Raw genomic sequence first — 15,473 nt, 5'->3', positions numbered from 1 at the left:
TTACTCACTCCATTTCTTACGGGACCATACGAAATACATTGAAAGCGGCCACCATAATATTGCGAAAATCGGATAGATTGCCCAAATTGTATTTGGTGTGTAATAAAGATTGATAAAAATAAAGAACGCTGATATTAAGCCACTTCCCCATAAGGAAAATTCTAAGTTTAACTTCGCCATACTTTTCTTTGCTGGTGCTTTGACGCCCAATTCCTTTTTTAAATCGTCAATATCTCCAAATTCAACGATTGCTTTATTAATGGCATCCTCTTCATCTTTTCCTTGCTCCATTAAATAAAATACTTTTTCCTCTAGATTTTCGATGATTTCTTGTTTTACCATTTCGGTTTCATTATTGCGTGGCATGTCTTTAAATAGCTCATCAATATGATGTTTGATTTTTTTCATTCTAAGCCCTCCATAAATAAGTCGATAATTTCCTTCACTTCTGTCCACTCTTTAACAAGCTCGCTTAAATAAGCTTTGCCTAACGAGGTGATGCGGTAATACTTCCGTTTGCCCCCATGTGAAACATCGCCGTAATAGGCTTCAATTACTTCTTTTTTTTCTAAACGTTGAAATACTGCGTATAAAGTTGCTTCTTTAATTTGAAAACGATTATTTGTACGGACGCTTATTTCTTGGGAAATTTCATAGCCATAACGATCCTTCTCTAAAATTAGCCGTAAAATAATGGAATCCAAATGTCCGCGGATAATGTCACTTCGAACCATAAGTCACCTACTTAACTTTTATTGCTCTATCTGATAGAGTAATATTAGCAAATATTACTCTGTCTGTCAAAGTAATATTTGTTTGCTTTTTAGAAAAATTTTTACAAAATACAAAAGCCGAAAATGCAGGACAAGTATCCCGCATTTTCGGCTTATGATGTTTAGAAGTATTGATTGTCACAAATACAGGCCTGCTAGGAAAATCCCTAAAGCTTCCTCGTAAATCTCATCAAACTGACTGATTGGGAGCGGGTTCGTGCCGCTACCTAGCTCCACGGTAAACCCAGGCCTGCGCCAATCCTGTATGAACCAATCTTTATAGCCAGCGTAGCTATTAGCTGATTTAACAGGCTCATAGCCACTTACACGACTAAATTCCTCCACCATCGTTTGTGATTCAGGTGGTTCGAGATTTTCAAATCCCCAATAGATGACTTTACCTTGTGTATGGAAAGCTAAAACCCAAGCAAAATTGCTTTTCCTCGTTAAATCGGCCATGGCGATAGCTTCAGGCTGGGTTAACGGTGCTTCTCCTCCATAGTCTCGTGGTCCAGGTGATTGAGGATTACGGGCACTTTCTAGCTCCCATTTTGCAGGGAATTGGTCGTTTAAATCGACACCATTAATATTCGCCTTCCATCCAGAAAAATCTGTACTGTCATTGTTCCAAGTAATAAGTTTATTTTTAATGGCTTCATTATCTGGTGGACCATTGAGAACTAAATTAACTCCATCGGGATTAACCATCGGTACGATAGAAAGTGTTGTTTGCTCGTAAAGGGGCCATGTGGAGAGCCCTCGAATGGTCGTTTGATTTGTTAGTGAGAGTAGATAATCGTTTAGGAATGTCATAATAATCGGTGTAGTAATCCATTCATTGGCATGAAATGAACCGTTGTAATGTATGCGCTTTGAGCCTTTACCAATAAGAATCTCGGGTATTGGACGCTCTAAAACGGAGTTGCCAATGGAGGCATTTTGAAGAAATGGGTAGGCAGCTAGTAGCTTTTCAATATCATTTATCATAATGTTGTAGTCGTAGTTTTGTTTACCGTTAACGAGCCGCCAAGTAAGCCTTTGAGGGACTTGGATTGTTTGGCCAATTTGCAGTCGATTTGGATGAACATCAGGATTTGCAAGCAAAATGGCATCGAGCTGCAGATTTTGACTTTGGGCAATTTGCCACAAAGAGTCTCCTTGTTTAATTGTATAGCTAGTTGTAACAAAACCAGGAATTCGAACGCGTTGTCCAACTTGAAGTCGTTGTGGGTTGATGTTTTGGTTGGAGTCTATAATTAGTTGAAGTGGTATCTTGTATAACTCGCTGAAATACCACAGTGAATCACCAGGCCTTACAAATATGTCCACAGTTATTCTCCCCTTATATTAAAATCGTGCGCTATAAGAGTATATGAAATATATAAAAATAAATAAGTGACAGGCACGGAAACAATTCTGAAAATAAACGCAGTGCGCGTGTAGGGAAATTTCGATTAATTAGATTAGCTGAAACTTCCTCTCTGTGGGGTTTTATGTATGGTTGTTCTAGGGAAAACAACTAGAGTTGGACTAAGTAAATTTAATCTGTTAATTTCAATTCCACCATTATACTGTTAATATAACAATATGACAGTAAAAAAGTAGGGGGATTAAATGTATAAAAAGATAAAAATGGGTATACGTACCAAGATTATCCTCGGTTATGTAGTTATTATTCTTTGTTTACTTGCATCTGTGATTATATTAAATAATCAAATTACTTCCCTACAACAGGAAAGAAATCACATTATTAAATATGATTCACAAGTACAAACACTTACTAATCGTATTGAAAAATATATTTTAGATATGGAATCGAGCCAACGAGGCTATATGATTACCGGTGATTCGAGCTACTTAGAACCTTACAATAATGCCGAGGAAAATTGGAAGCTTGATTTTAATGAACTATATCAGCTATTAGAAGATAGGGGGAACCAACAGGAGAAGTTAGATGCTATTAAAGTAACGATTGAGCATTGGATTGCAACTTCTGGGGAACCGACAATAAGATTGAAAAAAGAAAATGATACGGAAGCATTAAATGAATTTTTCAAAGTAGACGTTGGTCGTAAAGATATGGAAACGATGCGCAATCAGTTTGATTCTTTCCGTTTAGACGAGAATACGTTAACACAAAGTAAGGCCAAGCAGCTGGATAAGAAAAATAGTAATTTAACATCTGGCTTGTTCGGCATACTAGTACTTGTATCTCTTATTTCAATCGTCATTGCTAGTGGGATTTCACGGTCAATTGTTAAAACAATGAAGGAAGTCACACAAACAATTAAAGTGATGGCGGCTTCTAAGGGAGACTATAAAACTAGAATTTATGTGAAAACTAACGATGAAATCAGTGATCTTGCAGACGCTACAAATGAGTTGCTGGATACATTTGAACGAAGAGAATGGTTGCAAGCCAATCTTGCTGAAATTGTTACTAAGTATCAAGGCATTTCAGCTATTACGAAATTGGCGGAAACTTTCCTTTCCGAAATGTCGCACAAGACAGGGTCTTCGTTTGGAGCATTTTATGTTAGGGAAATGCATAATGGCGATGTCTATTTTGTAAAGAAAGCAGCCTTTGCAGATGCTGGAGATAATGTTGGGATAGAGAAATTTAAAATTGGACAAGGTTTAATTGGCCAATGTGCACAGGAAAAACGAGTTTTCATAAACAGTGATATTTCTCAGGATTATCGTTTAATAGGCACAGGCTTAGGAGAAGCGCCACCGAAGAGCATTTTTGTCTTCCCGATTATATTCGAGGATGAAGTGATAGCTGTCGTAGAATTAGCGACAATGACTAGCTACACAGCGCTACAGAAAGAATTAGTAAATCAAGTAATTGAAACATTTGGTCTAACGGTTAATAGCATTTTAGGCCGTATGGAAATTGTACGTTTACTAAATGAATCGAGAGCTATGACAGAGGAATTACAAGTTCAATCTGAAGAGCTACAAACGCAATCGGAAGAATTACAAATGCAAACAGAAGAACTAACAATGATTAATGAACAGCTAGAAGAAAGAACAAAAGATGCTGAAATTAAAACACAAGAGTTAGAAAAAGCTAAAAAAGAATTAGAAGATAGTTCTGAGCAACTTGTATTGCATTCTAATTACAAATCTCAATTTTTAGCTAATATGTCTCACGAATTACGAACACCATTAAATAGCATTTTAATATTATCTGAAATGTTATCTGAGAATGGTAATAATAATTTAACAGAAGAAGAAATGGAATTTGCGAGAGTTATTCATTCATCTGGTGAGGATTTACTCGTATTAATTAATGATATTTTAGATATATCAAAAGTCGAGGCTGGGAAAATTGAAATTATTTTCGACGAAGTGAACATGAGTGAAATGCCGACACAAATAGAGCAAATCTTTGCTCCAGTAGCAAAGAAAAAAAATCTAGATTTGCAAATATCGAAGGCAGAAAATGTTTCTGACATTTTCTATACAGATGAAAAGAGATTCCAGCAAGTTGTAAAAAATTTATTATCAAATGCATTAAAATTTACAGAACAAGGCTATGTGCGTGTAGATATCAAGCAACTTGACCTTGAACAGTTATCAACGAATATGCAAGATGTAAGCTCGGAATGGCTTGAAATTACAGTAACTGACACAGGAATAGGTATTCCAAAGGACAAACATCAGTTAATCTTTGAATCATTCCAGCAAGCAGATGGTGCTACTGTAAGAAAATATGGTGGAACAGGGCTAGGTTTATCCATTTGTAGAGAGTTTGCAAAATTACTAGGTGGTTGGGTTTCATTACAAAGTGAAGAAGGAAAGGGCAGTTGCTTCTCGCTTACAATTCCAAGTTTACCTAATGGCTTAAACAATACGCCGACGATCGATTCTGCTATTGTCGAAGTAGTGGCTACTCTAGAAGCTCCTGAAGTAGTAGAAGAGCTACAGGAGCAAGCGGGTGAAAACGTTCTTGTCACTCCACAGGAAGTTGATGTGTTCCAAGGGAAAAATATATTAATTGTAGATGATGATTATCGAAATATTTATGCTTTGAAAGCAGCTCTTGAAAAGAGGGGTATGAATATTCTCGTTGCAAAAGATGGATTAGAATGTTTAGAGATTATGGAGACGAATAATAAAATAGATCTTATTCTCATGGATATCATGATGCCGAATATGGATGGATATGAAACGATGTCTATCATTCGAACAAAAATGAAGCTTACAGATTTACCTATTGTCGCTTTGACGGCGAAAGCAATGAAAACGGATCGTGATAAATCTTTAGAGGCGGGAGCTTCTGATTATATTAGTAAGCCATTAAATTTAGATCAATTAGAATCGGTATTACGCGTATGGCTAGTTTCTAAAGGGAGTTAGAACAGTATGGATAATCAATTCCAAAATTTTGAGCTAAAGCAGCAAATGAATAAGCATGCGAATATGGAAATTGAGTTACTACTCGAAGCAGTCTATCGTTTATCAGGTTTTGACTTTCGACAATATAATCAATCTTCTATTTCTCGTAGAATATACAATCGAATGAGGGTTAATAATATTCCAACGATTTCTCGTGTACTGGAAAAGGTTATACACGAAGAAGATTTTTTGGAGCAGCTATTAAATGATTTTTCAATTAACGTTACGGAAATGTTTCGAAACCCTAGCTTCTTTAAAGCTTTCCGTAAAGAAGTTGTTCCTTATTTAAAGCAGTACCCAGAAATTCGAATATGGCATGCGGGATGTGCAACAGGTGAGGAAGTCTATTCAATGGCGATTTTACTTCAGGAAGAGGGACTAATAGATAGAGCGGTGATTTACGCAACAGATATGAATGAGCATGTGCTTGAGAAGGCAAAGAGGGGCGCATTCTCCATTAAGAAAATGCAAGCATATACAACAAATTATATGCTTGCAGGCGGGAGCCATGCTTTTTCAGAATACTATAAGACGGATTATCAATATGCCTATTTCCATCCTGAACTATTAAAAAACATTATTTTTGCACAACACAATTTAGTGACGGATCAATCATTTAATGAATTCCATGTAATTATATGTCGCAATGTATTAATTTACTTTTCACCTGTATTACAAAGCCAAGTACATCATTTATTTTACGAGAGCCTAAGTCCAAATGGCTTTTTATGCTTAGGAGATAAGGAGACGCTTCGCTGTGAAGCCATTATTTCGAACTATAAAGAGACTGTAGCCATTGAGAAAATTTATCAAAAGTTAGATTAATAAATGATAATAAAAAATCCGCTATACTTTCTGCTTCGACATTGCTTTAATGCATGTCATTGGCAGAAGTGTATGCGGATTTTTGTATTTGTCGCTGTCTAATTTAATGCCTGTGCTTGAATCATTAATACACACATATCGTCTGGTTGGTTTGTTTGTTTTTCTTTCGGAAGCAGGTTATCAATAAGACATTGCGTATAATTCCATTTACTAGATGTTAGCGTTTGCAAATGTTTTTCAGACTCTATTTCGCACGGACCCATCGCCTCTAAAACACCATCAGTATATAAAACAATTTGTACATCTTTTTGATATTGGATAAATTGCTTTTCTACCTTAATTTCCTCAAAGAAACCGACAGCACAGCTTCCTTGATTTAAAGGAACTAATGTTTCTTCATCAACAAGAGCGTAGCCAGAAGGATGACCGGCATTTACGTATTCAATCATTTTTTGTTCAGTGTCAATCACTATGTAAATAGCTGTGAAGTAATGAATATTTTCTTCCTTAGCATTCTGTAACAGTGTCATATAACGGTTTAGTTCCTTTATAACCAGCTCAGGCTCCACGAGCTGTTTAACAGCTTCTCGTAGGACGGACGAAATAAACATACAAACAAGTGCAGCTGATATACCGTGACCCATCATATCAAGCAAAATGATGGCGTAGCGGTGATCATTTATTTTATACCAATAATACATATCGCCTGCTAAATTAGAGGATGGTAGATAGGAAACCTCTATTTGAATATTATCTTCATGTAAAGGTGCACTTAACAAACTGCGCTGTACATGTGTAGCTAAATCTAATTCATATTTGATTTTTGCTTCTTGTTTTGTATGCCAATCTAATTCAGCCTTCAATCGTAGGGCAACACGAATTCTTGCAAGAAGTTCCGTCTTATTGATGGGTTTTGTAATATAATCGACCCCTCCGATATCGAGTGCTTCAGCCAGCTTGGTTTTATCTTCTAATGCTGTAACGAAAATAATTTGAATGTCTTTTAATTTTTCATTTTGTTTAATTCGTTTACAAGCTTCAATACCATCCACTTCAGGCATCATAATATCTAAAAGTATTAACTCTACTGAACTACCTGCTGGATTTTTAGCATCTAATTGAAGATAGTCAAAAAGTTCATAAGCTGATGAAAGAGAAACACAGTTTTCATAGCCTGCATTCTTTAAAATTTTTTCAATTACGAATAGATTGACTTGATTGTCATCTACAAGAAGAATTGTCATAGTTTATTTCCCCTTATTCTGCTTGAACGTTGATGAAGTGCAGATTATAAATTGTATTAAAAATACTCTTAATATCATTATTATACAAAACATTAGATAATAACGGTATTTTAATGAAATTAAGGTATATATTACTAGGTATTAAGTTTGCGTTATTATATTACAGAGGGGACTATGTTTTTCATAGGTGAAAGTCGTCAATGGAAGAGAAATAATAACAACTAAACTTATACCCTATTTAAACGATTCTCTAACCTATTTTTTAAAAAAAGTTTCATTTTTATTTAATTTAGCCCTCTTAAAACCACTATAAATATCAAAAGCACTTGCTAGAATGGTAATAACAATACAAACGAACAGTATACGGTCTAATGTTACCATAATCTTTGTAGATGTGGTTTCCATAATAGCTGCCATATATGGTATAGCTGCACTATGAATAAGGTCAGGCTGGTTTGCCATGACTATAAAAACAATGGTGCCGAAACATTGAAGAAGTGCACTTGTGACGGCAATAGGCATGGTCCATTGCCGAACCTTCCATCTATATAGAGTTAAGGCAAAACTTAATACAATCCAACATAAAATAATGGGTTTAAAGGACAAAAGGGTATCTTGATTAAAAATGGGCATGACAAATTTTAAGCCAATTCTGTCGTCAGATGAGTAAATTCCGATAAGACGAGAAGCGTTAAAATAGATGAAAGAAAAAAAGGCTATACCTAAAAAGCTAAATATAATATCACTTAGGGGAATGTTATTGCTTTTGGAGCTTACTATAACTTTGTTTAAATCTTCAGGTGTCCATTCGTTGCTCCTCGTAATAAATGGAATTTGAATATTAGTGGCACTATAGCGCTCCGCTATAATAAATGTAATGGTAACCCAAAAAAGTACGTGTAACACTACGCCAATAACGCTGCCAATTGTTGTAGTAAATGCTTTGATAATTGTAGTCAAAAATATTCCTTGTTCTGGAAATGAAAAAACACTACTTACAAGGTGAACAATCAATGTGATAAGGATTGCCCAGGGAATAATCAATTTCATTGTCTGAATGTAAGTATTGTATAATTCAGGGCCAATTAAATATTTTGGGCCATTTTGATAGTTCACAGCTAGTTTTGCAGGGTCTCCAAGCTTCATTAGCACTTCTTTAACTTCTAATTCCGAATAATTATCTGGTAACATATCCTCAATTGTCGATTTTAGCTCAAGCTCAATCGCATTTCGCTTATTTTTCGCAATCCTTCTCGTCACTTCATAAATATAGGCATCAATCAGATTCAGCATTTTCATCCTCCTCAAGTAATGTATATAGCTCTTACAACAATGTTAGAAGTTAAATAAAGACAGAGCTATACATACTGTTACATAATCTTTTGGGGCAAGCTTCGATACTGTGTTTGTTTTACAGCGTACTGTATAGAGAGTGATAATTGTCGTTAAAGAATGCATGCGGCTTGAGAGGCAAGCGCATTATTTATGGTGCTTTCCTTTTATCATACAGTATTAAAAGTCCTGTGGTAATATATGTTATTAATAGATGCGTGAAATAATGTAAAAGCAAAGGGACTAAACCAAAATTATTTTGGAAAACAGGAGAAGGTAAATGCGAATGGTAAAGAAATTACTTTAGGAAGATGACATGTTAAAGGATGTAAATATGTGATGGGCACCTATCCAGGGCGAGGGAAAGCGTCCCAACAAACAATAGAACGATTAGTATCAGCAATGAGCCTGCTATAGTCTATTATGGTCTACGGGATCATTAGGTGGTGTAGGCAAGTTGCCGTTGACTTATTACATAGCCGTTACACAACCGTATTTTGTCGCTGATAATTGACAGCCTTTTAATAATAGGAGAGGAACTTTCTACTCCTTTTTAAAAAGAATTGATGATCGAACAGGTCTTTCTAATGGGGTAATATTGATAATGAAATAGCTAATAATTAAAATTAAAATAATAAGCGAATAGATTAAAGTGTTAATAGGATGATCATGCTCCACAATAATCAATCGAATCATGGCAGTTATGCCAATATAAATAAAGTATCTTAAAGGGAAATGATAGTCCTCTTTAAAGTACTTAATAATCATCGTAATAAATTCAAAATATAAGAAGAAAATTAAAATATTTGCGAGGAAAAGTTTATAATCACCAGTACCATCTGCTAATAAGATGTGTAGAAATTCAATTAGTTCTTTCATAAGCAGGAAGGCTAATATAAGAGCTAATAATACAAGGCATACGTTAAGAAATAATTGTAAAGTTTTTGGCACAGCTTTCACAAGTTGCATATACGTATAATGCTTTTGGTTCATGCTATTCCTCCATTTTCTTATTTAAAAATAATATTTATTTTATAGAATATGAAAAAAACATTATAAAGAGAATGGTGACTGTCAGAATAATTGTTACTATTTCGTGTATTTTGTTCATACTATAAAATATAACATGACAACGTAAATATGGAATACGTAATACTGTAAATTACTGTATAGTATTGTAAAAGAAAGTTTTTAAAAAAATTAGGCGGTATGCTAAAATAGATGTGCATGAATATAAAATAAAAGGGGTTTTTTTAAATGGCAAATGCAGCAAAAAATGATGCGAAAATTACACCAGAGCGTTTAGAAGAAGCATTAGATGTTCGTGACCGTCTTATTATTGAATTATTAGTAAAAGTACTTGACGAGAAATTAGTCATTGAACGTCCTGTATTACGTGAGCGCTTAGGTAACCTTGTTGACCTTTCTAAGTATGATGCAGAGTTAAAAGAAACTTTGCATGCAGTAATCAACAAGCTGTAAAAATTATTTCTGACTATAGACAAATTCAAAGCAATTTGAGTTTGCCTATAGTCTTTTTTTATCCTAATGGTGAACAACGTTCCTCTATAAAATAAAAAACAAAATACCTCGAAAGTAGAGCTCCCGAGATATTTTGTCTATTTAAGTGATTTTGCAAAACAGATGTTTTAAAAATCTTAATATACTTTATCGCCGTTAAAAATTGAATTCTTGACGATGACATAATCTACATTTCGAATAGCTTCTAGCTTAGTGCCACCTGCATAAGAAATAGAAGATTGAAGGTCTTGTTGCATTTCAGTTAACGTATCTTGTAGGCTACCTTTATGTTCTACAAACATTTTTTTACCTTCAACATTTTTCTTCTCACCTTTTTGGAATTCAGAAGCAGAGCCGAAGTATTCTTTTACTAATTTACCATCGATTTCGATTGTTTCACCTGGTGATTCTTCGTGACCTGCAAATAAAGAGCCAATCATAACCATTGAAGCACCGAAACGAACAGATTTAGCAATATCGCCATTTGTGCGGATACCACCGTCAGCAATAATCGGTTTAGTTGCCGCTTTTGCACACCAGCGTAATGCTGCTAGCTGCCAGCCACCAGTACCGAAGCCTGTTTTGATTTTTGTAATACAAACTTTACCTGGTCCAATGCCGACTTTAGTAGCGTCAGCACCAGCGTTTTCAAGTTCACGCACAGCTTCAGGTGTACCAACATTACCAGCAATAACAAAGCTGTTTGGTAAATGTTTTTTAATATGCTGAATCATACGAATGACAGCGTTTGAATGACCATGTGCAATATCAATTGTAATAAATTCAGGAACTAAATTGGCAGTTGCTAACTCTTCTACAAATGCATATTCCTCATCTTTTACACCAACACTGATCGAAGCAATTAAACCACGATTTTGCATATCCTTAATGAATTGAATACGTGTTTCTGGATTAAAGCGGTGCATGATATAGAAGTAACCGTTTTCAGCTAGTTTAGCTGCAATATTTTCATCAATAATAGTCTGCATATTTGCAGGAACTACAGGTAATTTAAATTTATGCCCACCTAAAGTAACAGATGTATCACATTGTGATCGACTTTCTACAATACATTTTGCGGGAATTAGTTGAATATCCTCATAGTCAAATACGTTATCCATTATATACACTCCTAAAATACGAATATTTTTAAATGTTTAATTTAAATTGTTCGCCATTTGGTAATTTACATGATTTTTAAGTAAAAGTCAAAGATTTTATCAAAATAAATAAAAAATATGTAGGAGGAGACAAGAAAGTGTCAAAAACATAGAAAATCGCAAACATTTTAATAAGTATAATATGTAATTGAAAAAGTAAAACTATACAGGATTTCACATGATAGTACTAGCTTATCGTTCGTAATCTAAGTACAATATAATTGTTTCAGAAAATTCAAAGGAGTGGTGGAAATGGCGGTAGAGGTGTATTTAATTTTTAATGGCAATTGTCGTGAGGCTGTATCATTTTATGAAAATGTGTTTAATACGGACAAGGCTGAAATTATGACATTTGGCGATTCACCAAGTGATCCAAGCTATCCATTACCAGAAGAAGCAAAAAATCTCGTTATGCATACGCGATTATCAATTTTAGGAAGCACGGTAATGTTTTCTGATACATTCCCAGGTTCACCATTTACAATAGGCAACAACGTCACATTAGCTGTTGTGTCTGATGATGAAGCTCAATTACGTCAAGCATTTGAAGGCCTTAAAGAAGGTGGCAAAGTAACGATGGAACTACAAGAAACATTTTGGAGTAAATGTTATGGGTCTCTAACTGATAAATACGGAATTGAGTGGCAGATTAGCCATGAAGAAAAAGCTAAATCATGATATAAAAAGCACGATGAACAGAGGGAAACCTTTGTTCATCGTGCTTTTTTTTAATATTTAAAACGGTTTACATAGCTTTGCAATTCGTCTGCCATATCGAGTAAAGCTTTTGCAGCTGCAGTCATTTCCTGCATTGAGGATAATGTTTGCTCAGTTGAGGCGGCAACTTCCTCTGAAGCCGCAGCATTAAGCTTAGCATGGTCGGTTAACTCAATAGCCGTTGCTGAAACTTCCTCCACTACGGCAGAAATTTCTTGCGTGGAAGCTGAGATACCCTCCATTTTTGGTGCAATATTACGTAAACTGTCAGTAATGCTAGCGAATTTTTTGCTTGTGTCTTCGGATAACTGTAACCCTTCTTGTACATCTGAAGATGCTTTCACCATCGTTTCAACAGATTTAGCAGTATCTTGCTGAATACCAGTAATAAGCGAAGAAATTTGCTCTGCTGATTGATGTGATTGCTCTGCTAATTTTCTTACTTCATCGGCCACTACAGCAAAGCCTTTACCCTGTTCACCTGCTCTAGCAGCTTCAATAGCAGCATTAAGAGCTAGTAAATTTGTTTGGTCAGAAATAGCACTTATAATTTCTAAAATGGAGCCTATCTCTTTCGAACGATCGTAAAGTGACTTAATCATTCTGTCTGATTGTGCAACCGATTCATTAATGGAATTCATTTGGTTGACAGTGCGTTCAACAGATTGACCACCTTCTTCTGCCTGTACAATAGCGGTGCTAGACAGATCTGTAACTTGCATAGCGCTATCGGCCACTTCCACAATGCCTTGTGCAATTTCCTCAATAGAAATAGCATTTTGGTCACTACCTGTTGTCTGGCTTTCTGCACTAATTGCTACTTGTTGCATTGCCTGTGCAACTTGCTCTGAAGAAGCAATATTTTGCTCTGCATGCGCAGATAATCCATGTGCAGATGCTTGCACATGTTGGACGCTTCGATCAACATTGCGAATAAGCTTTTTCAAATTAACTTTCATTGAAACGAAAGCCTCTCCAAGCTGTCCAATTTCATCCTTAGAATGTATTTCGATAAATTCTGTTAAATCGCCTTCGCTAATTTTAATTGCGCTATGCTTTAGTCGATTAATCGGATTCACAATGGATTTAATCATCAGAAGCATAAACACAACGCCGACAATAATGGAAATAACAATAATGATTAAGTTGATATTAAAGGTTGAAGCGGCAGCTTTTGTTGCTTCAGCTGAAAACATTGTACCAACAAGCTTCCAACCTGTTAGTTCATTGGTGATAAATTGTAGCTGACGATCTTTTTCAACAATTGTGCCACTATCTTGCTCATAAATTTTCGAAATATAGCTTTCGTTAGCTTGTGAACCACTTTCTTTATCATGTTGAGAAATATATGTTTTGTTGTTATCTAAAAGTGAGGCAAAGCCCGTTTTCCCGATGTGAATATCATTAGTAATGTCACTAAGTGTCGATATATTGAGATCTAAACCAATAACACCAGAGCCATCTGGTAAAGCTTGTGTAATCGTAATAACCATAGCACCTGATGCTTGAGAAATATAAGGTGGTGTAATGGCGATTTGCCCCTTATTACTCAATGCTTGCGTATACCAAGGTCTTGTACGTGGGTCAAAGTCACTTTGGTATTGTTGTGCAGGCTCATCTATAATGTTTCCTTCACTCGTGCCGAGGTAGACAAGCTCGACCTCTGGGTGCATATTTACGTATTCTTGTAATAGCGATTTAAGCTCTGGAACTTTACTTTCTTGTAAATAAGATTGGTTAATTTTCTTAGTGAAATATTGGATGTCTGCAATCTTTGGTTTAATCGTACCTGTAATATTCGTATCAAGCATTCGAATACTTTCGGTTGCACTTGCTTGCTGTTCCTTAGAAATTTGCTTCTCCGCACTTTGGTATGAAATGATACCAATGATTAATGTAGGGATGAGAAGTATTGCTAAGAATGAAAAAATGAGCTTTTTTCGTAAACTTAGTTTTGTCACGTTTGTTATCCTCACTATAATATTATTGTTCTATACATTTCCCAAGAAGGTAAATAATAGATGACTAGCTCATTTTAACAAAAAAAAAACAAAAGTTAAGTCTTTATCAGTATTTATTTTATTAAGATAATTAAGAAAATCTCAAAAATTCATTAAAAATCATGGCTACTAAAGACATATAAATTATCATTTGATGTATACTATTGTTCAAAAGGGAGGGTTTTGTCATGATTCAACAAATTGGACAAGTAATGTTATATGTAAAAGATCAAGATGCAGCTGTAGCGTTTTGGACTGAGAAAATTGGCTTTGTAGTAGTAGCGGACAATAAGGAGGGAGAAATGCGCTGGATTGAAATTGCTCCCAAAAAAGGCGTACAAACGACCTTCGTTCTACACAACAAAGAAATGATTGCTAAAATGGAACCCGAATTAAATTTAGGAACACCTTCTATAATGTTTTACGCCGACAATATAACGGAGATGTATCAAGATTTCCAAGCGAAAGGCATTAAAGTGGGGGACTTAGTTATGATGCCAATGGGGAGAGTCTTTAACTTCGCCGATAACGAAAATAATTACTTCGCTTTAATTGAAAAATAATATTTAGAGCCATTAAAATGTTCTATAAAAATAAAAATCCGCTTTGCTTTCTGTTGAACATAGCGTAAGACTGCCTTTGTTTTTCTCAAAGGCTTTTGTTTTATGCTTTGTTCGCAGAAATGTATGCGGACTTTTTAGTGTATAGCGATATTCACTTTTTTATGCTAAATCTTCGCCAAATATGGAAACGGTTTGACGATCAACTACAAATTCTTGACCGTTCCATTTTAAGATGTTTTCAACATAGCCTAATCCATCTGCATGATATCTACCTGCAATTTCCTGATAGGCTAATAGTTGATATGTTCCATCACGAGCATAATCAACAGGGTATAAACCACTAATAGGATCAACCCAGCCTTCAATCGGTTGCTTTAACGTGCCATCTTTATTATAAATTTCCGCTAAATAATCAGGTCCTTTATAACTTAAATCAAGAATATATCGTTTTTTAGGATTTGTGCTACTGACAGATGCTTTATAGTTATTTAAATAATTGACGGAGTAAGTTAGCTTATTATTAAATGACTCCGTATCAAATATTGAAAGTAATGTTCCGTTTCTCGAGGAAAAAATCTCGCCATTAATTATCCCACCACTGCCACCAGTATCAGAAATAACAAGAATATCTTCTATATGATCCCCTGTAAGATCGCCTAGAAAAATCGTAGGGTTATATCCAACGTTTTGTTTCAGCCCAATTTGTTGGAATTGTCTTGTTTGTCCGTAAAAAACAACAAGTGTCACATTACGCCATAATGGGCTTTCCGACGTCTTAGTGCCCATCAAAAAAACCGTATCAAAAAAGCCATCACCATTTATATCTCCAAATTTCGTTTGAATAATTTGGGGAGCTATATGTGTAATGTTTACAGTACTTGGAGACGGATTAATATTTCTGGTCATTTATACACCTCTTTCTTAGTGTTAGCAT

The 15,473-nt window shown here is 35.2% G+C and carries 14 protein-coding genes; 5 read left to right on the top strand and 9 right to left on the bottom strand.

From position 1 onward, the window contains the following. The 3 genes from ACIQ1H_RS19700 to ACIQ1H_RS19690 form a co-directional block, all read right to left on the bottom strand. On the bottom strand, positions 1–408 hold the full coding sequence (locus tag ACIQ1H_RS19700) for a permease prefix domain 1-containing protein (protein WP_173479205.1): 408 nt from the start codon (positions 406–408) through the stop codon (positions 1–3). After that, on the bottom strand, positions 405–734 hold the full coding sequence (locus tag ACIQ1H_RS19695) for a PadR family transcriptional regulator (RefSeq protein WP_340821646.1): 330 nt from the start codon (positions 732–734) through the stop codon (positions 405–407). Before ACIQ1H_RS19695 ends, ACIQ1H_RS19700 begins: the two co-directional genes overlap by 4 nt. Before the next feature lie 177 nt (positions 735–911). Continuing rightward, positions 912–2,102 (bottom strand): M14 family metallopeptidase, encoded by a 1,191-nt coding sequence (locus ACIQ1H_RS19690; RefSeq protein ID WP_402891172.1) that lies wholly within the window; start codon positions 2,100–2,102, stop codon positions 912–914. A gap of 285 nt (positions 2,103–2,387) precedes the next feature. Between ACIQ1H_RS19690 and ACIQ1H_RS19685 the strand changes: the two genes are divergently transcribed. After that, on the top strand, positions 2,388–5,138 hold the full coding sequence (locus ACIQ1H_RS19685) for an ATP-binding protein (RefSeq protein ID WP_402891170.1): 2,751 nt from the start codon (positions 2,388–2,390) through the stop codon (positions 5,136–5,138). A 6-nt stretch (positions 5,139–5,144) separates the two neighbouring features. Beyond that, positions 5,145–6,002, top strand: coding sequence for a CheR family methyltransferase (locus ACIQ1H_RS19680; RefSeq protein WP_402891167.1), 858 nt, complete (start codon positions 5,145–5,147; stop codon positions 6,000–6,002). A 98-nt stretch (positions 6,003–6,100) separates the two neighbouring features. Here ACIQ1H_RS19680 and ACIQ1H_RS19675 read toward each other — a convergent pair whose 3' ends face one another. The 3 genes from ACIQ1H_RS19675 to psiE form a co-directional block, all read right to left on the bottom strand. After that, the gene (locus ACIQ1H_RS19675) at positions 6,101–7,246 is read right to left on the bottom strand and encodes a SpoIIE family protein phosphatase (protein WP_402891165.1); all 1,146 of its coding nucleotides are present in this window, start codon (positions 7,244–7,246) and stop codon (positions 6,101–6,103) included. A 255-nt stretch (positions 7,247–7,501) separates the two neighbouring features. Beyond that, a complete protein-coding gene (locus ACIQ1H_RS19670; RefSeq protein ID WP_402891162.1) occupies positions 7,502–8,539 on the bottom strand; it encodes a hypothetical protein in 1,038 nt (345 codons plus the stop codon). A gap of 582 nt (positions 8,540–9,121) precedes the next feature. Then, positions 9,122–9,571, bottom strand: a complete 450-nt coding sequence (psiE, locus tag ACIQ1H_RS19665) for a phosphate-starvation-inducible protein PsiE (RefSeq protein WP_173479211.1) — start codon at positions 9,569–9,571, stop codon at positions 9,122–9,124. 264 nt (positions 9,572–9,835) lie between these two features. Between psiE and ACIQ1H_RS19660 the strand changes: the two genes are divergently transcribed. After that, positions 9,836–10,060 carry a phosphate-starvation-inducible protein PsiE gene (locus tag ACIQ1H_RS19660; RefSeq protein WP_173479212.1) on the top strand — a complete coding sequence of 75 codons (225 nt, stop codon included), beginning with the start codon at positions 9,836–9,838 and terminating at the stop codon, positions 10,058–10,060. A 176-nt stretch (positions 10,061–10,236) separates the two neighbouring features. On the opposite strand, the gene guaC is transcribed toward ACIQ1H_RS19660, so the two are convergent. Then, positions 10,237–11,220: a GMP reductase gene (gene guaC, locus ACIQ1H_RS19655; protein ID WP_402891158.1), complete on the bottom strand. Its 984-nt coding sequence runs from the start codon at positions 11,218–11,220 to the stop codon at positions 10,237–10,239. Between the two features lie 291 nt (positions 11,221–11,511). Here guaC and ACIQ1H_RS19650 point away from each other — a divergent pair, with 291 nt between their 5' ends. Continuing rightward, positions 11,512–11,937 carry a VOC family protein gene (locus tag ACIQ1H_RS19650; protein ID WP_139860512.1) on the top strand — a complete coding sequence of 142 codons (426 nt, stop codon included), beginning with the start codon at positions 11,512–11,514 and terminating at the stop codon, positions 11,935–11,937. A 50-nt stretch (positions 11,938–11,987) separates the two neighbouring features. Here ACIQ1H_RS19650 and ACIQ1H_RS19645 read toward each other — a convergent pair whose 3' ends face one another. Further along, entirely contained in the window at positions 11,988–13,937 is a 1,950-nt protein-coding gene (locus ACIQ1H_RS19645) for a methyl-accepting chemotaxis protein (protein ID WP_402891155.1), read from the bottom strand. Between the two features lie 227 nt (positions 13,938–14,164). On the opposite strand from ACIQ1H_RS19645, the gene ACIQ1H_RS19640 reads away from it, so the two are divergent. Further along, a complete protein-coding gene (locus tag ACIQ1H_RS19640; protein ID WP_402891152.1) occupies positions 14,165–14,539 on the top strand; it encodes a VOC family protein in 375 nt (124 codons plus the stop codon). Between the two features lie 159 nt (positions 14,540–14,698). Here the strand turns inward: ACIQ1H_RS19640 and ACIQ1H_RS19635 are convergent, their stop codons facing one another. Continuing rightward, on the bottom strand, positions 14,699–15,445 hold the full coding sequence (locus tag ACIQ1H_RS19635; RefSeq protein WP_402891149.1) for a hypothetical protein: 747 nt from the start codon (positions 15,443–15,445) through the stop codon (positions 14,699–14,701). Positions 15,446–15,473 lie beyond the last annotated feature (28 nt).

Source organism: Lysinibacillus sp. NPDC097279 (genome assembly GCF_044761745.1).
Taxonomy (GTDB): domain Bacteria; phylum Bacillota; class Bacilli; order Bacillales_A; family Planococcaceae; genus Lysinibacillus.
Note: the sequence above shows the minus strand (reverse complement) of the source record. Positions and strands in the feature narration are given on the sequence as shown.